This window comes from Leifsonia sp. Root227 (genome assembly GCF_001428745.1).
GTDB lineage: Bacteria > Actinomycetota > Actinomycetes > Actinomycetales > Microbacteriaceae > Leifsonia.
Window position 1 is genome coordinate 690601 of sequence record NZ_LMIO01000001.1, and the last position, 21825, is coordinate 712425.

The 21825-nt window shown below is 69.7% G+C and carries 16 protein-coding genes; all 16 read left to right on the forward strand.

Going from position 1 to position 21825, the window contains the following annotated elements:
• The first annotated feature begins 24 nt into the window (after positions 1-24).
• The 16 genes from ASE16_RS03235 (at position 25) to ASE16_RS03310 (ending at position 21782) form a co-directional block, all read left to right on the forward strand.
• A complete protein-coding gene (locus ASE16_RS03235; RefSeq protein WP_082581185.1) occupies positions 25-1389 on the forward strand; it encodes an acyl-CoA thioesterase/BAAT N-terminal domain-containing protein in 1365 nt (454 codons plus the stop codon).
• Positions 1389-2690: an alpha/beta hydrolase family protein gene (locus ASE16_RS03240; protein ID WP_055890498.1), complete on the forward strand. Its 1302-nt coding sequence runs from the start codon at positions 1389-1391 to the stop codon at positions 2688-2690. The genes ASE16_RS03235 and ASE16_RS03240 overlap by 1 nt, the downstream gene beginning before the upstream one ends.
• A gap of 8 nt (positions 2691-2698) precedes the next feature.
• Positions 2699-3943 carry an acyl-CoA thioesterase/BAAT N-terminal domain-containing protein gene (locus tag ASE16_RS03245; RefSeq protein ID WP_235500304.1) on the forward strand — a complete coding sequence of 415 codons (1245 nt, stop codon included), beginning with the start codon at positions 2699-2701 and terminating at the stop codon, positions 3941-3943.
• Positions 3944-4013: 70 nt separating this feature from the next.
• The gene (locus ASE16_RS03250) at positions 4014-6518 is read left to right on the forward strand and encodes a DNA polymerase III subunit gamma and tau (protein ID WP_055890502.1); all 2505 of its coding nucleotides are present in this window, start codon (positions 4014-4016) and stop codon (positions 6516-6518) included.
• Between the two features lie 3 nt (positions 6519-6521).
• A complete protein-coding gene (recR, locus tag ASE16_RS03255; RefSeq protein WP_055890505.1) occupies positions 6522-7118 on the forward strand; it encodes a recombination mediator RecR in 597 nt (198 codons plus the stop codon).
• A 107-nt stretch (positions 7119-7225) separates the two neighbouring features.
• Positions 7226-8512 carry an aspartate kinase gene (locus tag ASE16_RS03260; protein ID WP_055890507.1) on the forward strand — a complete coding sequence of 429 codons (1287 nt, stop codon included), beginning with the start codon at positions 7226-7228 and terminating at the stop codon, positions 8510-8512.
• Between the two features lie 94 nt (positions 8513-8606).
• Positions 8607-9677, forward strand: a complete 1071-nt coding sequence (locus ASE16_RS03265; RefSeq protein ID WP_055890508.1) for an aspartate-semialdehyde dehydrogenase — start codon at positions 8607-8609, stop codon at positions 9675-9677.
• 84 nt (positions 9678-9761) lie between these two features.
• Positions 9762-11237, forward strand: coding sequence for a malate:quinone oxidoreductase (locus tag ASE16_RS03270; RefSeq protein WP_055890510.1), 1476 nt, complete (start codon positions 9762-9764; stop codon positions 11235-11237).
• Between the two features lie 291 nt (positions 11238-11528).
• On the forward strand, positions 11529-13241 hold the full coding sequence (locus ASE16_RS03275; RefSeq protein ID WP_082581186.1) for an ABC-F family ATP-binding cassette domain-containing protein: 1713 nt from the start codon (positions 11529-11531) through the stop codon (positions 13239-13241).
• Between the two features lie 62 nt (positions 13242-13303).
• Positions 13304-14440, forward strand: a complete 1137-nt coding sequence (locus ASE16_RS03280; RefSeq protein ID WP_055890512.1) for an Rv2578c family radical SAM protein — start codon at positions 13304-13306, stop codon at positions 14438-14440.
• Positions 14441-14549: 109 nt separating this feature from the next.
• Positions 14550-15914: a sensor histidine kinase gene (locus ASE16_RS03285; RefSeq protein ID WP_055890514.1), complete on the forward strand. Its 1365-nt coding sequence runs from the start codon at positions 14550-14552 to the stop codon at positions 15912-15914.
• Positions 15911-17125: a hypothetical protein gene (locus ASE16_RS03290; protein ID WP_055890516.1), complete on the forward strand. Its 1215-nt coding sequence runs from the start codon at positions 15911-15913 to the stop codon at positions 17123-17125. The genes ASE16_RS03285 and ASE16_RS03290 overlap by 4 nt, the downstream gene beginning before the upstream one ends.
• A complete protein-coding gene (locus ASE16_RS03295) occupies positions 17122-17796 on the forward strand; it encodes a helix-turn-helix transcriptional regulator (protein ID WP_055890518.1) in 675 nt (224 codons plus the stop codon). Before ASE16_RS03290 ends, ASE16_RS03295 begins: the two co-directional genes overlap by 4 nt.
• Before the next feature lie 30 nt (positions 17797-17826).
• A complete protein-coding gene (locus tag ASE16_RS03300; protein ID WP_055890520.1) occupies positions 17827-18498 on the forward strand; it encodes a thymidine kinase in 672 nt (223 codons plus the stop codon).
• A 42-nt stretch (positions 18499-18540) separates the two neighbouring features.
• A complete protein-coding gene (locus tag ASE16_RS03305; protein WP_055891539.1) occupies positions 18541-19848 on the forward strand; it encodes a UDP-glucose dehydrogenase family protein in 1308 nt (435 codons plus the stop codon).
• A 77-nt stretch (positions 19849-19925) separates the two neighbouring features.
• Positions 19926-21782: a DUF4012 domain-containing protein gene (locus ASE16_RS03310; RefSeq protein WP_055890522.1), complete on the forward strand. Its 1857-nt coding sequence runs from the start codon at positions 19926-19928 to the stop codon at positions 21780-21782.
• Positions 21783-21825: the final 43 nt, after the last annotated feature.

The following is a 21825-nucleotide window of genomic DNA, read 5'->3' on the forward strand; positions in this document are numbered from 1 at the left end:
CCGGCGACCGGCGGCGGTGATGTCATGCGCGCGCGGAGCGGCACGGTGCGACGGCGGTTCGCAGCTGCGCGTGTCGCTCGCGCCGCGCACGCAGCAGTCGCCGTCCTCGCGCTCGTCGCGGTCGCAGCACTCTCCGGATGCACGTCGACCGCCGTGTCGGCAGGTCCGCGGTTCGTCACGCCGCCACTGATCAGGTACACCTCCGTGCTCTGGCCGGTTCCCCTCCAGCTCGTCGGGGCAGAGCCGGGCAGCCGGGTGCGGCTGGAGGCGAGGATGAGCACAGCGCGCGGCGTCTGGAGTTCGACGGCGACATATACGGTCCCGGCCTCCGGCGCCCTCGACCTCGCCGCCGCCAAGCCGCAGCTGTCCCGGTTCTCCGAGCCGGACTCTGCCGGGCTGTTCTGGTCGCTGCGCGGTCCGCAGCTCGGGCAGCAGGCGCTCGCCCAGCAGTGGATGCGCGAGGTGTCTCCCGTCACCGTCACGGCCTTCGACGGCAGCCGTGCCATCGCATCGCGCACGTTCCGTCTGCAGGGGATCGGCGCCGACGTGCGCACCAGGACGGTGTTCACCCGCGATCTGCTGGCGGCGACGGCCGCGAGGTCGGGAGGGACCGCCCCGCGCATCCCGACCCAGACCCACGAGGATGTGCAGGTCGGCACCTTCTACAGTGCGCGCTCGATCGAGCGGCCGCGCACCCCGGCCGTGGTGGTCTTCGACGACCCGGCCCCTGGCGCATCCGGTGACTTCGTCGCTCCGTTGCTGTCGTTGTTCGGCGCGTCCGTGTTCGTCGTGCCCATGAGCCGCTCGGCGGACGGCGTGCGTCTCAGCTCGATCGTCGACGCCGACACGATCGGCGGGGTGCTCGACTGGCTCGACGAGCGGCCGGATGTCGACGCTCGGCAGGTGTTCGCATTCGGGACCAGCCAGTCCGAGCAGCTCGCGCTGTGGTCTGCCGCACGTTTCCCGGACCGGCTGACCGGCGTGTTCGCGGCCGGGGGAGCGACGGCACTGCTCTGTCTCCCGTCCAGCCCGGTCGGTCCGGTGTTCGACGGAGGGGTGCCGGAAGGCTGCATGATCGACCCGCTGCTCGTGAACGATGCTGCAACGCCTCCGCTCTCCGTCCTGCGCGGCTCGATCGTGATCGGCTGCTCCGTGCACGACGAGACGCTGCCGACGGCGTGCGACTGGCTCGACGCGGCGATGGCGACCAGGGGCACGCGCGCCGGCGACGTCATCCTGCGCGACAGCGCGGCGACGCACGACACGATGGTGCCGCCCGGGCTCCCGATCGCCGTCCAGGACGGGCAGAGGGGCGAGGCGACGGAGCACGCACGGATCGCGTTCTGGGACGCCGTGCTGAACGTGCTGCTGCGGTCGGGGAGGGCCTGATGCGCGCGCGGAGGCCGCGGGTCCCGTTGATGGTCGCCGCTGTCGTGCTCTCCGTCGCCGCCCTCGCGGGATGCGGTGGTCCTCCGCGCTCGATCGGCCCCCGGTTCACGGTCGACCTGCTCCACTCCGGGGTGTCGGACCCCGTCATCCTCTCTGTGGTCGGGCTGCAGCCAGGAGGGGACGCTGTGCTCTCGGCGACGGCGCACACCGCATCCGGAGTGTGGTCGGCGAAGGCGGTGTACGCGGTGCCGCCGAACGGGGTCATCGACCTGTGGAAGGCGAAGCCGCTGCTCGCCCCGTACGCCGCTGCCGACCCCGCCGCCCTGCTGTGGAGCATGTCAGGACCGTCGCTCAGCCAGAGCGCGCTCGAGCAGACCTGGGCCGGCGGCGACGTCGACATCCGGCTGGCGGCGCAGCAGGACGGCCGAGAGGTCGCGTCCCAGGTCGTCCACCGCACCGGCTATCGCAGCGCGAGCTCGACACGCGACATCTTCGCGAGAGACCTGCTGAGCGGCACGGACAGGGAGGAGGACATCGGAGGGACGGTGTTCGACAGGCGGATCGGCACGTACGTCGCTCCCGACCCTCCGACGGAGCAGTCGCGCCCAGCAGTGATCGTCATCGACGGAGACGATGGCGGAGCGTCTGGCGCGTTCGTGGCAGGACAGCTCGCCGCCAACGGATTCCCCGCGTTCGTACTGCCGTCGTTCGGACCGACGGGGCAGATCCCTGGATCGTCCGCCCTCAGCGTGGAGTCCTTCGACACGGCGCGCACCTGGCTGGCCGAGCAGACGGAGGTGGATGCGTCCCGCATCTTCGTCTGGGGAAGCTGGCGGGCGGCGCCGCTCGCCCTCTGGTTCGCCGCCGCCGAGCCGTACGCCGTGTACGGCGCCATCGCCGCGAGCGGGCCGACCGCCCTGCTCTGCACAGCCTCGGGCGGAGCATCTCCGCTCACCAGCGACGGGGATCCTGTGCCGTGCGAGAGCCAGGTGCGCACGATCGCGGACACGCCGTCGCTCCGCCTGGACCGCATCCCCGGCCCCGTGGTGCTGGCGTGCGGCACGAAGGACGAGATCCTGTCGAACGCATGCGACTGGATGACAGCGGGGGAGCAGGCCAGGGGCGTTCGGGCGGACGACCAGTTCCTCCGCGCCGTCGGCAGCGGGCACACGATCAGCACGCCGCCGATCGTGCCGGTGGGGCTGTCGGACCTCGCTCCGACGCTCGCGCAGGCGACGGAGCGTGCACGGAGCGCGTTCTGGGTGGCTGCGCTCTCCGCGTTGCAGGGGGCGGTGGAATGATGGCACGTGTGAGGTTCGCCGCCGTGGTCGCCGTGCTGGCCGGCGTCGCTGCGCTCGCCGGCTGCGCGCAGCCGTCTGGAGCCCAGCACCAGGACGGCCCGCGGTTCGTGGTGAGTCAGAACCCGAGCCCGGTCTGGCAGCCGGTCGGCATCACGCTGGCATCGCTCCCTCCCGGCCAGCGGGTGACGATCACGGCCACCGTGCGCGACGGCGCCGTCTGGTCGTCGCACGCCGACTACCTCGTCCCCGCGAATGGCGCCGTCGACCTCGACAGCCAGGCGCCCATCGATGCCCCGTTCTCCGGTGTCGACGGGATGGGGCTGCTCTGGTCGCTGCGCAGCGGGTCCGGTGCTCCTGCGTCGTCCGCTGAGATGTGGGGCGCAGCCACTCTCCGGGTGGGGCTGGCCGCTGTCGCGGGCGGTCGCCGCGTCGCCCAGACCACCGTCGTGCGGGTCGGGCTCTCCTCTGCGTCGGAGTCGAGCGCCGTCTTCGACGACGGCATCAGCGGCGACTACTTCCAGCCGAAGACTCAGGACGTCGCCCTCCGCCCCGCCGTGATCGTCTTCGACGGAACGGACGACGGGACGCCGACCGGCGTCATCGCCGCCTCCCAGCTGGCCGCCAACGGCTATCCGGCCCTCGCGCTCTCCACGTTCGGATCGGCCGGCCAGCTCGATCCGTCGCACACCTTCCCTGCAGAGCGCTTCCTGTCCGCCGTCGCCTGGCTGCGATCGCAGCCGGGCGTCGACCGGCAGCGGATCTTCACGTTCGGCACCTCCAGGGGCGCGCAGCTCGCCCTGTGGACGGCGGTGGCGTACCCGCAGCTCGTCTACGGGGCCATCGCGCCGGGCGGCACGACAGGGCTGATCTGCAACTCGCCCGTGCCCGACCCTGCGGTGACGGTCGGCGGGAGCTGGGTGCCGTGCGCGTCAGGCACGCGCGACACCAGCGGCCCGAACGTGCTCGACCTCTCCCGCATCCCTGGGCCGATCGTGCTCGGCTGCGCAGGACGCGACGAGCAGCTGGACAACGGATGCGCGTGGATGTCCGCCGGAATCGCCAAACGGGGTGCGCGGGTCGGCGACGTGTACGTGCGTGCGGCGAACGCGACGCATCTCTTCTACGCTCCGCCGTACACCCCGCTCTACCTGCCGGCTGCGCCGTATGCGCAGCCGACGGAGGACGCGCGGGTGCAGCTCTGGAACGGCATCCTGGAAGCGCTCTCCGAGCCGTCCAGCGTCCCAGGGCACTGAGGCGGGACGCCGCTCTGATCCGATCCGGTCCTCACGACCGAATGTCGGCGGCGGCAAGTACCATGAGTGGGTGGTTACCGCACTGTATCGCCGCTATCGGCCAGACACCTTCGCCGAGATGATCGGGCAGTCGCAGGTGACCGAGCCGCTGATGACGGCCCTGCGCACCAACCGGGTCAATCACGCCTACCTGTTCAGCGGTCCGCGCGGCTGCGGCAAGACCACATCCGCCCGCATCCTGGCCCGCTGCCTCAACTGCGCCGAGGGTCCGACGGACACCCCGTGCGGGAAGTGCTCGAGCTGCATCGAGCTGAGCCGGGACGGCAGCGGATCGCTCGACGTCGTCGAGATCGACGCCGCCAGCCACAACGGCGTCGACGACGCCCGCGACATCCGGGAGCGCGCCATCTTCGCCCCCGCCCGCGACCGATACAAGATCTTCATCCTCGACGAGGCGCACATGGTCACGCCGCAGGGCTTCAACGCTCTGCTCAAGATCGTGGAGGAGCCGCCGGAGCACGTGAAGTTCATCTTCGCGACCACGGAACCGGAGAAGGTGATCGGCACCATCCGGTCCCGCACCCATCACTACCCGTTCCGGCTCGTCCCTCCCGCGCAGATGCTCGAATACGTTCAGACGCTCTGCGACGCAGAGGGCGTGCAGGTCGCTCCTGGCGTGCTCCCGCTCGTGGTGCGCGCCGGCGGCGGCTCCCCGCGTGACACGCTCTCGCTCCTCGACCAGCTGATGGCGGGCTCCGACGGCACGTCCGTCGAATACGAGCGAGCGGTCGCGCTGCTCGGCTACACGCACGCCGCCCTGCTCGATGAAGTGGTCGACGCCATCGCGGCGCGGGATGCGGCTGGAGCGTTCGGCGCCGTCGACCGCGTCGTGCAGACCGGCCAGGACCCACGGCGCTTCGTCGAAGACCTGCTCGAACGACTCCGCGACCTCATCGTCGTCTCCGCCACCAGCGCGGAAGGCGCAGCCGCCGTGCTCCGCGGCGTTCCCCAGGACGAACTCGACAGGATGAGCGTGCAGGCGATGAAGTTCGGCGCGGCCGAGCTGTCCCGCTCTGCGGACATCGTGAATGCGGCGCTCACCGAGATGACGGGGGCCACCTCGCCCCGACTGCACCTCGAGCTGATGATCGCGCGGGTGCTCGTCCCGTCGAGCGACGCGAGCGAGCGCGGGGCACTTGCCCGCGTGGAGCGACTGGAGCGCCGGGTCGGCGTGAGCGACGCGACGGGTGGGGCAGGAGCGACGGGCGGGGTTGCGGCTCCGGCTTCGGCTTCGGTCGAGCCCGCTCCCGCGGCTCCGCAGGTCGCGCCGCGACCCGTTGCGGCGCCGGTGGCGACTGCAGCTACGGCGGATTCGGCCTCGGGTGTGACGGCCGAGGCGCCGGCTGCTTCGGCAGCGCAACGTGGTGCCGCTGCTCCTGCACCTGCACCTGCGCAGGCCGACGAGACCGCCACTGCTGCTGCCACCACTTCTGCTTCCCCCGCTTCGCAGGCCGCAGCACGGTCCGCAGCGCCTGTCGCGCCTCCCGCGGCGACTCCAGCACCTGCACCGGTCGGTCCCGTGACGACGCAGCAGGTCAAAGACACCTGGCCGCAGATCCTCGACGCCGTTCAACGGGCGAAGCGCAGCGCGTGGATGGTCGTGTTCACGGCCCAGGTCCGCTCGCTCAACGACGACGTCCTCACGCTGTCGTTCCCGAGCGACAACGACGTGGCCAGCTTCAAACAGCAGCAGGGCTCGGACACCAAGGGCGTGAGCGAGTACCTTCGCCAGGCCATCGTCGACCTCCTCGGTATCCGCGTGAAATTCATCGCGCGCGCAGACGGAGCGCAGAGCGGCGGCGCCGGTCCGTCCGGCGGCGTTCGTCCTGCGCCTGGCGGTCCAGGAGCGGGTGCTCCTGGTGCCGGTGGTGGGGCCGCTGGGTCTGCTCCGTCATCCGCGCCTGCGGCTCCTGCACCGTCGACCTCCGCGCCTGCGGCTCCTGCGGCGTCCGCATCTTCCGCGGCCGCGACGTCGGCTCCCGCGACGTCCGCCCCGCCCGCGGCCGCTGCTCCGTCCGCGCCCGCCGTCACCACGGAGTGGGCCGTCGTCAGCATCCCCGGCGGCGCATCGAGCCCCGGAGAAGCGACCTCCGCAGCGACAGTGGGGGCGCCCGTGGCGGCGCCCGCGCCGGCCGCATCCGCTCCGTCCGCGGTCGCGACGCTCGAGCGCGAAGACTACCCGCACGACGACGTCCCGCCGCCCGAGATCGAGCCGCCGTACGAGCCGCCGCTCCCCCCGGAGCCGGAAGGCGAGTGGGCGGTCAGCGCCCCCGACGAACCCTCCATGCCGGACTCGGCGCCCACGGCGCCCTCCGGGGCTGCCCAGCAGCGTGCATCCACTGGTCCAGCATCCAGCGGCCGGGTCGAGGAGCGTCCGGCGCGCACCTCGCAGGCGGCCGGTGCGCGCACGCCAACGTTCCAGCAGCCGCAGCGGTACGGCGAAGCGGTGGTGCGCGAGATCCTCGGCGCCACCTTCATCGAAGAGCAGGCAGCCCCGCCTGCCGGGTCGAGGTAACGCGTGTACGAAGGTATTGTCCAGGAACTGATCGACGAACTCGGACGGCTTCCCGGCATCGGGCCCAAGTCGGCCCAGCGCATTGCGTTCCACATCCTGCAGACGGAGACGTTCGACGTCACCCGGCTCGCCGAGGTGCTGCTCGAAGTGCGCGACAAGGTGCGGTTCTGCGAGATCTGCGGCAACGTCTCCGAGCAGGAGACCTGCACCATCTGCCGCGACCCGCGACGCAACCCCGAGCTGATCTGCGTGGTCGAGGAGGCGAAGGACGTCGTCGCGATCGAGCGCACCAGGGAGTTCCGCGGGCTCTACCACGTGCTCGGCGGTGCGATCAGCCCGATCGACGGCGTCGGACCGGACGACCTGCGCATCCGGCAGCTCATGCAGCGTCTCGCGGACGGCACCGTGCAGGAGGTCATCATCGCCACCGACCCCAACCTCGAGGGCGAAGCGACGGCCACCTACCTCAGCAGGCTGCTGACCACCCTCGAGATCAGGGTGACCAGGCTCGCCTCCGGGCTCCCGGTCGGCGGCGACCTCGAATACGCCGACGAGGTCACCCTCGGGCGCGCGTTCGAGGGCAGGCGCCTGATCTCCTGAGCGTGCGCAGACCCCATCCCTGACGGTCGACGGCAGGGGCGTCATATGGGATTCCGCGTATGTGATCGCGGCTAGGATGGGGTTTCCGGCTTATCCCAGGAGTATCAGTGGCCCTCATTGTGCAGAAATTCGGCGGATCGTCCGTCGCAGACGCAGAGAGCATCAAGCGCGTCGCGAAGCGCATCGTCGAGACCCGCAAAGGCGGGAACGAGGTGGTCGTCGCCGTCTCGGCGATGGGCGACACGACGGACGAGCTGCTCGACCTCGCCCACGACGTCACCCCCATTCCCGCCCCTCGTGAGCTCGACATGCTGCTCACCGCGGGCGAGCGCATCTCGATGGCGCTGCTCGCCATGGCGATTCGCAGCATGGGATACGACGCGCGCTCCTTCACCGGCAGCCAGGCCGGCATGATCACCGACGCGCAGCACGGTGCGGCCCGCATCGTCGACGTGACGCCCGGCCGCATCCGGGATGCGCTCGACGAGGGCGCCATCGCGATCGTCGCGGGCTTCCAAGGCTTCAACCGCGACACCAAAGACATCACGACGCTCGGCCGCGGTGGCTCGGACACCACCGCCGTCGCCCTCGCCGCCGCGCTCGGCGCCGAAGTCTGCGAGATCTACACCGACGTCGACGGCGTGTTCACCTCCGACCCACGCGTCGTCCCGAACGCGCGCAAGATCGACCGCATCACCAGCGAAGAGATGCTCGAACTGGCCGCGGCCGGTGCGAAAGTCCTCTATATTCGCGCGGTGGAATATGCCCGTCGCCACAACGTGACCCTGCACGTCCGCTCATCGTTCAACAACAACGACGGAACGCTCGTGCTCAACGAAGCAGCGGTCGAGGCCGCGAAGAAGAAGGACGGAACCGTGGAAGAGCCGATCATCGCCGGAATCGCCACCGACCTGAGCGAGGCCAAGATCACCGTCGTCGGGGTGCCGGACGTTCCAGGCAAGGCGGCGCAGATCTTCAAGATCGTCGCGAAGACCGAAGCCAACGTCGACATGATCGTCCAGAACGTGTCCGCTGCGGCCACCGGCCTCACCGACATCTCCTTCACCCTGCCGAAGTCGGAGGGCCAGCGCGTGCTCACCGCCCTCAAGGCGGAGCAGCCGGAGGTCGGCTTCCAGTCGCTCCAGTACGACGACCAGATCGGCAAGCTCGCGCTCGTCGGGGCTGGGATGCGCACCAACACCGGTGTCTCCGCCCAGCTGTTCGCCGCCCTGTTCGACGCCGGCATCAACATCGAGATGATCTCCACCAGCGAGATCCGCATCTCGGTCGTCACCCGCGCCGACACGGTCAACGAGGCCGCCCGCGTCGTCCACAAGGCCTTCGGCCTCGACGGAGACGACAAGGCGATCGTCTACGCGGGCACGGGTCGCTGACCCCGGTTCCACGAGCCCGATTCACCACTGGCGGGAATGCGCACAGCGCGACCGCCGTTCGACCTCACAACACGAGACCCGAAGGGGCCACACCATGAGCGAGACAAAAGAACTCACCGTCGCCGTCGTCGGAGCGACCGGCCAGGTCGGCAGCGTCATGCGCCGCCTGCTGGAGGAGCGCGACTTCCCGGTGGGGCGCATCCGCTTCTTCGCGTCCGCCCGTTCGGCAGGCACGACCCTGCCGTTCAAGGGTGAGGACGTCGTGGTCGAGGACGCGGCGACCGCCGACGTCTCCGGCATCGACATCGCCCTCTTCTCGGCAGGGGCCACCGGCTCCAAGGCGCAGGCTCCACGGTTCGCCGAGGCCGGCGCCATCGTGATCGACAACTCCAGCGGCTGGCGCATGGACCCGGATGTTCCGCTCGTCGTCAGCGAGGTCAATCCAGAGGCCATCGCGGATGCGCGCAAGGGCATCATCGCCAACCCCAACTGCACCACCATGGCCGCAATGCCCGTGCTCAAGGTCCTGCACGAGGAGGCGGGCCTCGAGCGCCTGATCGTCAGCACGTACCAGGCCGTCTCCGGCTCCGGCCTCGCCGGCGCCGAGGAGCTGGCCGGCCAGATCCGCACGGCCGTCGCGGACGAGAACCTGCTGCAGCTCGTGCACGACGGTTCCGCCGTCGCGATGCCGGATCCCGTCAAGTACGTCCGGCCGATCGCGTTCGACGTGATCCCGCTCGCCGGTTCCATCGTCGACGACGGCGAGAACGAGACGGACGAGGAGAAGAAGCTCCGCAACGAGAGCAGGAAGATCCTCGGCCTGCCGGAACTGCTGGTCAGCGGCACCTGCGTGCGCGTGCCCGTCTTCACCGGCCACTCGCTCTCCATCAACGCCGAGTTCGCGAAGCCGATCAGCCCTGAGCGTGCGGAGGAACTCCTCGCCAAGGCCCCCGGCGTGGTTCTCACCGACGTGCCGACGCCCCTCGAAGCCGCGGGCAAGGACCCGAGCTTCGTCGGACGCATCCGCAGGGACGAAGGGGCGCCGGCCGGTCGCGGACTCGCGCTGTTCATCAGCAACGACAACCTCCGCAAGGGCGCAGCGCTCAACGCTGTGCAGATCGCGGAGATCGTCGCAGAGCGCCTCACGACGCCCGTCACCGCCTGACGCAGGATCCCGTCCGCGCCGTGACAGGCGAGGTCGTCGGCCGCCGCGGACGAAGGGACGCGCCCGGCACCGTAGGATTGACGGGTGAGTAATTCTCCCATCGACGTCGTCCTCATCGGCGGTGGCATCATGAGTGCCACGCTCGGAGCCCTCATCCAGAGGGTGCAGCCGGATTGGACCATCCGGCTGTACGAGAACCTGGGCGAGGTGGCGCAGGAGAGTTCCAACCCGTGGAACAACGCGGGAACCGGCCACGCAGCCCTCTGCGAGCTCAACTACATGCCAGAGGCGTCCGACGGCACGGTCGACCCTGCGAAGGCCATCGCGATCAACGAGCAGTTCCAGCTCAGCCGCCAGTTCTGGGCGAGCCTGGTGACGTCAGGCGACCTCCCTGAGCCGTCCACGTTCATCAACTCCACGCCGCACATGACGTTCGTGCACGGCCGCGACAACGTCACGTACCTGCGCAAGCGCTACGAGGCGCTCAAAGACCAGCCGCTGTTCGCCGGCATGGAGTACACGGAGGACCCGGCCGTGCTGGCCGAGTGGACCCCGCTGCTCACCAAGAAGCGCAACCCGAGGCAGCGCGTCGCCGCGACCAGGGTGCCGGCAGGAACCGACGTCGACTTCGGCGCGCTCACCAAGGCGCTCGTGGACGACCTCCAGCGCCGCGGCGCAGACGTCGCCCTCAACCACAAGGTGCGCAGCATCAAGCGCACCAGAGACGGCCTCTGGAAGCTCAAGGTGCGCCACCAGGTCGGTCACACCCCGCACGAGGTCACCGCGCGCTTCGTGTTCGTCGGTGCAGGAGGCGGCGCGCTGCACCTGCTGCAGAAGTCGGGCATCCCCGAGATCAACGGCTTCGGCGGGTTCCCGATCTCCGGGCAGTTCCTGCGCACGAGCGACCCGAAGATCGTCGCCCAGCACCAGGCCAAGGTCTACGGCAAGGCCGCCGTCGGCGCTCCGCCGATGTCGGTGCCGCACCTCGACACGCGCGTGGTCGACGGCCAGACGTCTCTGCTGTTCGGCCCGTACGCGGGATTCAGCCCCAAGTTCCTCAAGACCGGCACGTGGTGGGACCTGCCAGGTTCTGTCCGGCCGGGCAACCTCATCCCGATGCTCGCGGTCGCGAAGGACAACTTCGACCTCATCAAGTACCTCGTCGGCGAACTGCTCGCCAACCGGGCCAAGAAGATGAAGGCGCTGCAGGAGTTCATGCCGACCGCCAAGAGCGAGGACTGGGAGCTCATCACCGCCGGCCAGCGCGTCCAGGTGATGAAGAAGGACGCGAAGAAGGGCGGCGTGCTGCAGTTCGGCACGGAGGTCATCGCATCGGAGGACGGCTCGATCGCCGGTCTCCTCGGTGCTTCGCCGGGCGCATCCACCGCGGTGCCGATCATGCTCGACCTGCTCAAGCGCTGCTTCCCCGACCGCTACAACGCCTGGCTGCCGACGCTCACGGAGCTCGTCCCCACCATTGGGACGACCCTGAACGACCGGCCTGCCGAGGCAGAGCGCGTCACCGCCGCGACGGCCGACATCCTCCACATCTCGCGCTGACCCAGGCGCACTCCTCGTGCGGAGAGTGCGGTCGGCGCAGTTCCGACCGCACCTTCTGCACGAATCGTGCCTGGACAAAACGCGCGCGACGTTGGTAGAGTCGTCGGCGCTATGAAGTAGGAATCTCCTTTCGTCCCGCGCCTGAGGCTTTCGCCCTCGCGATGCTGTGCATCGTGGCGCCGTCGACATAGCCGGATGACATCGTCATCACTATTCAGCGCTCCGGCGCGGCTATCGGCGGGAACACCCGGCGGGAATCGGCTCCACGGAGCGCTCGAAAAGGCGGATTCCATGCCAGTAAACCTTCCAACGACGATCCCGACCGCAGCCACGGACGCCGCGGCACCTGCTGCCCCGGCTCACCCGGCCCACCCGGCTCATGCCGCGGTCGCCGACCACCTCAAGGCGGACGGCGTCTCGCAGAGCTACGGCGATCACCGGGTGCTCACCGACGTGTCCATCACGGTCGCGCCCGGCGCACGTCTCGGCCTGATCGGCGAGAACGGCGTCGGCAAGTCGACGCTCCTGCGCATCCTGGGCGGCGCGGAGACTCCGGACGGGGGAACGCTCGTGCGTCCCGCGCGCACCGGCATCCTCTGGCAGGAGGTCCGCTTCGCGCCGGAGGACACGCTCGCGGCCCTCATCGAGAGCTCGCTGGCGGAGGTGCGCGCCGTCGAGCGCGAGCTCGAGGCGTCCGCGTCCGCGCTCGGCGGTGACGACCAGGACGCGGACGCGCGCTACGCCAACGCCCTGGATGCGGCGGAGAACGCCGACGTCTGGAGCGTGGATGCGCGCCGTGACGAACTCCTCGACGGCCTCGGTGTCGGGTCCATCCCGCTGCACAGGCGGCTGTCCGAGGTGTCAGGCGGCCAGCGCAGCAGGTTCGCCATCGCGGCGCTCCTGCTGTCCAGGCCGGATGCGCTCCTCCTCGACGAGCCCACGAACCATCTCGACGACGACGCTGCCCGCTTCCTCGAACGGCAGCTCATCGCCTGGCGGGGACCCGTGGTGTTCGCCAGCCACGACCGCGCCTTCCTGGACGCGGTCGCGACGGGCCTGCTCGACCTCGACCCTTCTCGTTCAGGCACGACAGTGTTCGGCGGCAACTACTCCGCGTACCTCGCCGCGAAAGCGGACGAGAGGCAGCGCTGGGAGAAGCAGTTCGCCGACGAACAGGACGAGCTGAAGGCGCTGAAGTTCGCGGTCGACGTGACCGCTCGCGGCATCGCCTGGTCGGGCAAAGTGCGCGACAACGACAAGTTCGCGAAGTCGTTCAAGGGCGGCGCGCTCGACAAGCAGATCAGCCGTCGCATCAAGAACGCGTCCGGCAGGCTCGACGAGCTTCGGGAGACCCAGGTGCGCAAGCCACCGGCGATCCTGAGCTTCGCCGGCATCCCGACCGGTTCGCAGGCGCTGAACGAGGAGGCAGGCACGCTTGTGCAGGTGTCGGATGCGCGCATCCCCGACCGGCTCGACATCGCGTCGTTCCGGGTGGAACCGCAGTCTCGCATCCTGATCACCGGACACAATGGCGCAGGCAAGTCGACCCTGCTGTCGGCGCTGGCCGGGCTGCAGCAGGTGGAGACGGGCGCGGTGACGAGGCGGAAGGGGCTGCGCGTCGGCCTCCTCGAACAGGATGTGCGCTTCGCCGACCCGGCGGCCAGCTCTCGCCGCATCTACGAGGAACGCCTCGGGGAGCGGCGGGCGGAAGCCGTGCCGCTGACCGGCCTCGGTCTCGTCGCGCCCCGCGATGTCGACCGTCCGGTCGGCACGCTCTCGATCGGGCAGCAGCGCAGGCTCGCACTGGCGCTGATCCTCGCGAAACCGCCGCACGTGTTCCTGCTCGACGAACCCACCAACCACCTCTCGCTGTCGCTCGCGACCGAGCTGGAGGAGGCACTCGGGGCGTACCCGGGGGCCGTGGTGGTGGCGAGCCACGACCGCTGGCTGCGCGCGGCGTGGACGGGCGAGCGGGTGGAGATGGCCGGCGGGCGGATCGTGTGACGCGCGGCGGCTCGCGCGTTGAGGCGCTTGCTTAACCTTCGAACATATGTTCGAATGAACGCATGAGATGGAGCGGGCAAGAACTCACGGCGGAGGAGCCGTCGACGCTGCCGGGGTTGGCGCGGCTCAACAACCTGGTGCGCTCGGTGCGCACGCCCGACTTCGCGGGCATCACGTTTCACGAGGTGCTCGCGAAGTCGGCGCTCAACAAGATCCCCGGCGGGGGAGGGCCGATGCCGTTCGGCTGGACCATCAACCCGTACCGCGGATGCTCGCACGCGTGCGTCTATTGCTTCGCCAGGCCGACGCACTCCTATCTCGAACTCGACTCGGGCAAAGACTTCGATCAGGAGATCATCGTCAAGGTCAATGTGGCCGATGTCCTCCGCAAGGAGCTGAGCAAGCCCAGCTGGGGGCACCACCCGGTGGCGCTCGGCACCAACACCGACCCGTACCAGCGGGCGGAGGGGCGCTACGCGCTGATGCCGGGGATCATCGACGCCCTCGCCGACACGGGCACGCCGTTCAGCATCCTCACCAAGGGGTCGTTGCTCCGGCGCGACCTGGACCAGCTGGCGGATGCGGCCCGCCGGGTCCCCGTCGACCTGGCGATGTCCATCGCGGTGTACGACGACGACCTGCAGCAGTCCGTCGAGCCTGGCACCCCCAGCACCAAGGCGCGCCTGGCGACGGTCACGGCCGTCCGAGAGCACGGGCTCGACTGCGCGGTGTTCCTGATGCCGATCCTCCCGTACTTGACCGACACCAGGGCGCACCTCGACGAGGCGTTGCGGCAGGCGAAGGAGGCGGGGGCGACGTCGGTGCTCTACACCGCGCTCCACCTCAAGCCGGGCGTGAAGGAGTGGTACTACCTCTGGCTCGGGCGCGAGCATCCCGACCTGCTCCCGCAGTACCGACGAATGTACGGAGGCGGCGCGCACGCGCCCAAGGAGTACCGGCGGTGGCTCGCGGCCAAGATCAAGCCGCTGATCGCCGCGCACGGTCTGGAGCGCGGAGAGGAAGACCCTGTCACTGGAGGCGTGCGGTCGACGGCGCTCGGCATGCTGCGCGACGGCGAGGGGGAACGGCGCGTGACGGCTGCCGCCTCCGGGGTGCGCCGCACGCGGGTGATACCGGAGGAGGCGGATGCGGAGGCGAACGGGCTCACCGTGCTGGGGGTGCAGCCGACGCTGTTCTGATCGAGCCACGTTTCCGGGGTACACGGGGTGAAGATCGGGGTACGCAGGGGGTGAGAGTGATGGCATAATCCATCTGAGGCGCACGGACGCCGTACACGAGGGGGTGGCGATGTCGCTCGGGCTACCGAGTCATCTGTCGCGTGTCGCCAACTCGCGGGCACTGGCCGCCGCTGCGCGGTGGGCTGCACTGGTGTGCCTGGGGTCCGCCTTCGTCAATGTGGCGGTCGCAGGGTTCGGGTCGGCGGGGGCGTACTCCTGGATCGGACTGCTGGTGCTGCTGCCGATGGTCGGGCTGCTGGTGCTGCTGTCGCGCGGGAGGACCGTCATCTTGACAGTGGCCTACCTCGTGGTCGGCGCCTTCTCGACGTACTTCTACGTGCTGATCCTGCTCGACTTCAACCCCGGATACGCGGACACCAACCTGTTCGTCATCGCACTGCCGGTGGTCGCGATGACTCTTGTCGGCGGCGCAGGCACAGGGTCGCTCTACGGCATCCTGTGGTCGACGCTCGGGTTCGCGCTCGCCGAGACGGCGGTCGTGCTGGCCGCGCTCACGGCGGGGCGGGGGTTCCGGCCGGATGCGATCTCGCTCGGCGCCTACCTCCTGTTCGTCGGGATCTTCGCGTTCGACGGGCTGACCAGAGGCTCCAGAAGCCGTCCGCAATCGGCCATCCACCGATCGGTTCGGGATGCGCGGCTCATCGACCTGCGCCGCGACGTGATCGCGGAGTACGCAGCCGACCTTCACGACACGGTGCTCAGCGATCTGCTCGCGCTTGCCGCCGCGCGGCCAGGGCAGCTCCCGCCGAAGCTGCGAGAGCGCATCGAGGCCGACCTGCTGAGCCTCGGGGCGTCGGTGGCAGGCCGACAGCATGGCACCGCCGGCGAGGCGGGCGGCGCTGATGGGGCGGGCGCCGCAGGAACCGCGGCTGAATCAGGGCGTGCTCACGACGCCGACTGGTCTTCGTCACGTCCGGCCCGGCCGCCCTCCGATCCCGCCTGGCCACCGTCAGGTCCCGTGCGGCAGGGAATGCCGCATCCACTGGGCGACGACGGACCAGGGGAAGCATGGTTCGACAGCGAACTCCACCAGGCCATCGAGCAGGCGCGCGACGAAGGGTTGGCGGTCAGCGTATCCGGCGACAGGGATGTGCTCGCCACGCTCTCACCGGACAGGAGGCGGGCCGTCGGGCTCGCCGTGCGGCAGTGCCTCGTCAACGTCGTCAGGCACTCCGGGAGTGCGACGGCGGAGGTCACGCTGTCGTCGTCAGGGGGCTCCGTCTCCGTCATGGTCGTGGACGAAGGGCGCGGGTTCGTGCCGTCCGCGGCCGCGAGCGACAGACTCGGGCTGCGGCAGTCCGTGCACGACAGGATCGAGCGCGTCGGCGGGATCGTGACCGTCTACTCGAGCGAAGACGTCGGCACCACCGTGCTCATCGTCGTCCCGTCATACGACGAGGAGGCCGCAGGATGACCAAGCTCGACGACGCCACCATCGTGCGGCTGCGGTCGACGCCGTTCGAACGCACGCCGCAGCGGCTCGACCCGCTCGGCGTCCAGTCAGCGTGGCTGATCGTGCCGCTGCTGAGCGTCCTCGCCGTCGGATACGCCGTCTACTCCACCATCCAGCACAGCGATCAGCTGCGCGACCCCGCCCTCGCGTACTCCGCCATCGTGCTGCTGCTCCTCGCGGGCATCGCGTTCTCGGCGCGCGCCCACCCCGCCCTCGCACCGTTCGGGCGAGGGGCGCACCTCTCGATCATGGCCGTGACCATCGTCGCCGCTCTCGCGTTCACGGCGGCGGTGTGGGGGCGCAATGTGCGCATCCAGGACGACTGGGGGCAGATCGCCATCGCCCTGTTCCTGATCGCGATGCCGCTGTACCGGCCGATCTCCGAGGTCCTGATCGTAGCCGTCGTCTCCGCTTTCGCGCTGGGGGTCTCCTCCGCCATGCAGGCGGCATCCCTGTCCATCGTCACCAGCCCCGTCGTCTACTTCACCGTCTCGGCCACCCCGATCATCGCGCTCGCCTGCGGCGGCTGCGGCTACGCCTGGACGATGACAGGACAGACACTGGCCTGGCGTCAGGTCGCCAAACGCGGTCAGGCGGAGCTCGATGCGGAACTGCGCGAGACCGCCCGCAGGATGGTCGGCCAGGAGCAGATGTCGACCCTCAACGAAGCGACAGTGCCCTTCCTCGCCGACCTGCTGCGGCGCGGCGAAGTGACAGCGGCCGACACCGAACGCGCCATGGAGCTCGCCGTCCAGCTCCGCGACGGAACGGTCACCGCGGTCGACCGCACCTGGCTGGGCGAACGGCTCGCACAGGCGCTCGCGCTTCGCGGACTCGACCCGCGAGCCACCCACTCCGCGCGGATGGTCGATGATCCCGACCGCCTGGACCGCGCGCTCAGCGACGAGCAGCGGGCGCTCGTGGGCGCCATCATCGCCACGACCGCTGCCCTCCCCGGCCTCGACCCCGGCTCGGTGCGCATCGTCGCCAGCAACCCGGAGCATCCCGAGTTCGAACTGACCGCGACGGTGGCGCAGGCGCCGCGCGACATCAGACACGCGCTGTCCGCCCTGCTCAGCTCGTTGCGCTCCGTCGCGATGGACGCGAACCTGCGCATCCACGGGCAGCACATCACCATCCGATTCGCCTACCCGGAAGGGGAGAACAGGTGAACACCGCATCAACCGCGCCGCCGATCAGGCTGGCGCTCCTCGACGACCACGAGCTCCTGCTCGATAGCCTGTCGTCGTGGATAGAGAAGCACGCCCCCGACCTCGACCTCGTTCTGAGGGCGAGCAGCTGGCTCGAACTCGTCCACAGCGACCAGTTCCCGACCGACCTCGTCATCATGGACCTGCAGCTGCGCGAGACCATCTCCATCGGCGCCAGGGTGCGCACCTGCCGGGCAGCAGGAGCCAAGGTCATCGTGCTCAGTGCCGTCGACACAGCAGAAGACCGGGACGCGGCGCTCGCCGCTGGTGCTGTGGCCTACCTCAGCAAGACCCAGCCGATGACAGACGTGCTCGACGCAGCGCTCGACGCGATGGGACGCGGCAAGGGAGGCGACACGGCGAAGGAGCCGCAGTCCGAGCCGACCTGGCGACCGAAGCCGAGCATCCCGGAGTCGGCACGGCCGCGGCTGAGCGACGGAGAGCGGCAGGCCCTGACTCTGTACGCGGACGGCAGGACGACCTCGGAGGTGGCCAAGGCGATGAACGTCCAATACGAGACCGCGAAGACCTACCTGCGCAGAGTGCGAGAGAAGTACGGCAAGGCTGGACGCCCGACGAGCTCCCGAGCCGATCTGATCCGGCGCGCCGCGGAGGACGGCTATCTCACCTGACCATCGGGTGGCACCCCATAGGATCGGTGCGTGGCAAAACTGTATTTCCGCTACGGCGCGATGAACAGCGGTAAGAGCACGGCGATGCTCCAGGCGGCCTACAACTACGAGGAGCGCGGGCATCGCGTGCTGCTCGCGAAGCCGTCGATCGACACCAAAGGCGACATGGGCATCCTGTCGCGGCTCGGCGTCACCCGCGAGGTCGACTACCTGATCACGCCGGAGACAGACGCGTACGGCAGGTTCCAGCAGCACAGAGAGCGCACGGTCAAGCGATACGACCGCGACGTCAGCGCCCTCCTCGTCGACGAGGCCCAGTTCCTCACAGAGGCCCAGATCGACGACCTGCTCAGGATCGCGCTGCTCGAGAACATCCCGGTGCTCGCGTACGGCATCCGCACCGACTTCCAGACCGTCGCGTTCCCCGGCAGCAGGCGCCTGCTCGAGATCGCGCACACCCTCGAGGAGCTGAAGACCATCTGCCGCTGCGGCAGGAAAGCGATCTTCAACGCCCGCAAGATCGACGGGATCTTCGTGTTCGACGGGGATCAGGTCGCCATCGACGGCGCGTCCGTCAGCTACGAATCGTTGTGCGGCGCCTGCTATCTGCAGGAGAGCCAGGGCGTCCTCAACAACGGCCGCAGGCACTGGCCGCTCGACGCAGCCGCGTACACTGACGAACCCGACCCAGACTTCACCTGACCCTCGGAGCGCGTGCGCTCCCCGGAAGAATCGACATTCAGCATGAGAATCTCCGTGATCGGCTGCGGTTATCTCGGAGCGGTGCACGCCGCATCCATGGCGCACCTCGGACACGACGTCGTCGGCATCGACGTCGACGAGCGCAAGATCGCGCTGCTGTCCTCCGGCCAGGCGCCGTTCTTCGAGCCAGGTCTTCCCGACGTCCTCGCCTCCTCCATCGCCTCCGGCCGGTTGCGGTTCACCACCGATTTCGCCGCGGCGGCAGACGCGGACGTGCACTTCGTCGCGGTCGGGACGCCGCAGGTCGCAGACGGGGACGCGGCAGACATGCGCTACGTGGATGCGGCGTTCAGCACCCTCCTGAAGCACGTGAAGGCGGGGGACGTGCTGGTCGGCAAGAGTACCGTTCCCGTCGGCACGGCCGCGCGGCTCGCCGAGCAGGTCGAGTCGACGGTCGACGGCGCGACGCTGGCCTGGAACCCCGAGTTCCTCCGCGAGGGATTCGCGGTGAAGGACACGATCAGCCCGGACCGGCTTGTCTACGGCGTGCCGGCTGGTGACGCAGGACAGCGCGCCGCCCGCATCCTGGACGAGGTCTACGCGGCGGCCGTAGCGACAGGGACGCCGGTGATCGTCACCGATTACGCCACGGCTGAGCTCGTGAAGGTGTCGGCGAACGCGTTCCTCGCGACCAAGATCAGCTTCATCAACGCGATGGCGGAGGTCGCGGAGGCGACCGGCGCGGACGTGACGCAGCTCGCGGATGCGATCGGCCACGACGCCAGGATCGGCCGCCGCTTCCTCAACGCGGGCGTCGGTTTCGGCGGCGGCTGCCTGCCGAAGGACATCCGGGCGTTCAGCGCTCGCGCCAAGGAGCTGGGCAAGGGCGAGGCGCTGGCGTTCCTCTCCGAGGTCGACAAGATCAACCTGCGCCGCCGCGACCGCGTCGTCGACCTGGTGCGCGAGGAGGTCGGAGAGCTCGCCGGCGCGCGCGTCGCGATGCTCGGGCTGGCGTTCAAGCCGCACTCGGACGACATCAGGGACTCCCCGGCGCTCGACGTCGCCATGCGACTGGCCGAGGCGGGTGCGCGCGTGATCGCGACGGACCCTGAAGCGGTCGAGAGCGCATCCCGCCGGGCGCCGCAGCTCGAATACGCCGCGTCGGCGGAGGAGGCGGTGCGGGATGCGGACGTCGTCGTGCTGCTGACAGAGTGGCCGCAGTTCACCGGGCTCGACCCGGCGGTGGTCGGGGAGCTGGTAGCCGGCCGCAGCATCATCGACGGAAGGAACTGTCTCGACCCCGTCGCCTGGCGGGCGGCAGGGTGGACGTACCGCGGACTCGGGCGCTGACCGCCCGCTGAAGATACCCCCGCTACTGGGTGGGATAAAACCCTCCGCAAAAAGTGAGGAATTGTTAGATTAGTCGTATGGCGACGTCTGGCACTCCTTCCCCCACCCCACCAGGGGCGTCAGCTCGCCCTGCTCCCGACCCGGCGAGACGCCGCCTGATCCTCTGGATCGTGGCCGCCGTGGTGTTCGTGCTGCTGCTCGTCGGCGCCTGGGTGGGCATCCGCGGGCTGCTGGCGAAGAACGAGCTGGAGTCCGCCCTCCCTGCGGCGAAGCAGGTGCAGACCGCCGTCGTCGCCGGAGACCTCGCAACGGCGAAGTCGGCGGCGACCACCCTGCGGAAGCACGCCGCCGCCGCCGCGTCCCTCACAGGCGACCCTGTCTGGCGCGTCGCCGAGTTCTTCCCTCTGCTCGGCTCCAACCTCACGGCCGTGCGGGTCGCCGCTGCGTCCACGGACCGGCTCGCGTCCGAGGTGATCGACCCGCTCGTCGGCGTTGCAGACCAGGTCGACCCTCGGGCGATCAGGCCGGTCGACAAGAAGATCGACCTCGCGCCCATCGAGGCGGCGAAGCCCGTGGTGGTGAAGGCGCAGGCCGCCTTCCACACCGCCAAGAGCGATGTCGACGGAATCGACACCGAGGGCACCCTCCCGCAGGTGACCAGCGCCGTCGATCGTCTGCAGACCCAGCTCCGCAAGGCGACGACGGTGGTGGATGCGGTGGGCAACAGCGTCCGACTCCTCCCGCCCATGCTCGGTGCCGACGGACCGCGCACCTACCTCGTCCTCGTCCAGAACCCCGCGGAGCTCCGTGCGACCGGCGGCCTCGTCGGCGCCCTCGCCCTGATCAAGGCCGACCACGGCGCCATCACGCTCGAAGCGCAGTCCTCCGGCACGAGCATCGGGCCGTGGCCTGCGCCGGTGAGCGCCATCCCCGCATCCACGCAGGGGCTGTACGGCCCGCTGCTCGGCCGGTTCATCCAGGACGTGAACCTCACCCCGCATTTCCCGCTCGCGGCGACGACGGCGGCCACCATGTGGAAGGAGACGCACGGCGGCACAGTCGACGGCGTCCTCACGATCGACCCGGTCGTGCTGACCGGTTTGCTCAAGGCGACGGGGCCGGTCGCGCTGCCGACCGGCGACATGCTGACCTCGGCCAACGCCATTCCGCTGCTGCTGAGCGAGAGCTACAAGAAGTTCGCCCTGCCGGAGGAGCAGGACGCGTACTTCGCGTCCGCGGCGACGGCGGTCTTCGACAGCGTGGCCTCCGGCAAGGCGGACGGCGCCGAACTCGTCAAGGCGCTCGCCAACGCGGGAGCCGACAGGCGCCTGCTGGTCTGGAGCGCGCATCCAGAGGAGCAGAAGGTGCTCGCGCCGACGACGCTCGCCGGCGGGCTCCCCGCATCCACGTCGTCGACGGCCGGGCTCGGCGTGTACTTCAACGATGCGACCGGCGCCAAGATGGACTACTACCTCAGGGCGAAGATCGAGGCGGGGACGGCGATCTGCCGGGTGGACGGCAAGCCGACCAGCCGCGTCACCGTCACGCTGACCAACACCGCGCCGGCGGATGCGGGAACAACGCTGCCGGACTACGTGACGGGTGCGGGGACGTACGGCGTCCCTCCCGGCAATATCCGCACCAGGGTCGCCGTGTATGGAGCGACGGATGGCCTGCTCGTGTCGACGACGAGCGACGGCGCTCCGTATGCGACGATCTCCGGCACGGACGCGAAGCGGCCGGTAAGCGTCTTCACGGTCGAGCTGGCGCCCGGTCAGTCGAAGACGGTGAGCGTCGATCTGCTTGATGTGAAGCAGACGGCGCCGGGAATGGACGTGTTCGTCACTCCGACCCTCCCCAGGACGACCCCCGATGTGGGGGCATCGGGAAGGGTGTCGGTCGTTGCCCTCGACTGCAGCACGACGGTAAAGTGAGAAAACGTCATTTAGACGAACCCGCGCACCACCGGCCTCCCCG

Coding starts and splice junctions, on each gene's coding strand:
- ASE16_RS03275 (WP_082581186.1), top strand. CDS start 11,529: ATGCCAGTAAACCTTCCAACGACGATCCCGACCGCAGCCACGGACGCC.
- ASE16_RS03305 (WP_055891539.1), top strand. CDS start 18,541: ATGAGAATCTCCGTGATCGGCTGCGGTTATCTCGGAGCGGTGCACGCC.
- ASE16_RS03240 (WP_055890498.1), top strand. CDS start 1,389: ATGCGCGCGCGGAGGCCGCGGGTCCCGTTGATGGTCGCCGCTGTCGTG.
- ASE16_RS03265 (WP_055890508.1), top strand. CDS start 8,607: ATGAGCGAGACAAAAGAACTCACCGTCGCCGTCGTCGGAGCGACCGGC.
- ASE16_RS03285 (WP_055890514.1), top strand. CDS start 14,550: ATGTCGCTCGGGCTACCGAGTCATCTGTCGCGTGTCGCCAACTCGCGG.
- ASE16_RS03235 (WP_082581185.1), top strand. CDS start 25: ATGCGCGCGCGGAGCGGCACGGTGCGACGGCGGTTCGCAGCTGCGCGT.
- ASE16_RS03310 (WP_055890522.1), top strand. CDS start 19,926: ATGGCGACGTCTGGCACTCCTTCCCCCACCCCACCAGGGGCGTCAGCT.
- ASE16_RS03290 (WP_055890516.1), top strand. CDS start 15,911: ATGACCAAGCTCGACGACGCCACCATCGTGCGGCTGCGGTCGACGCCG.
- ASE16_RS03280 (WP_055890512.1), top strand. CDS start 13,304: ATGAGATGGAGCGGGCAAGAACTCACGGCGGAGGAGCCGTCGACGCTG.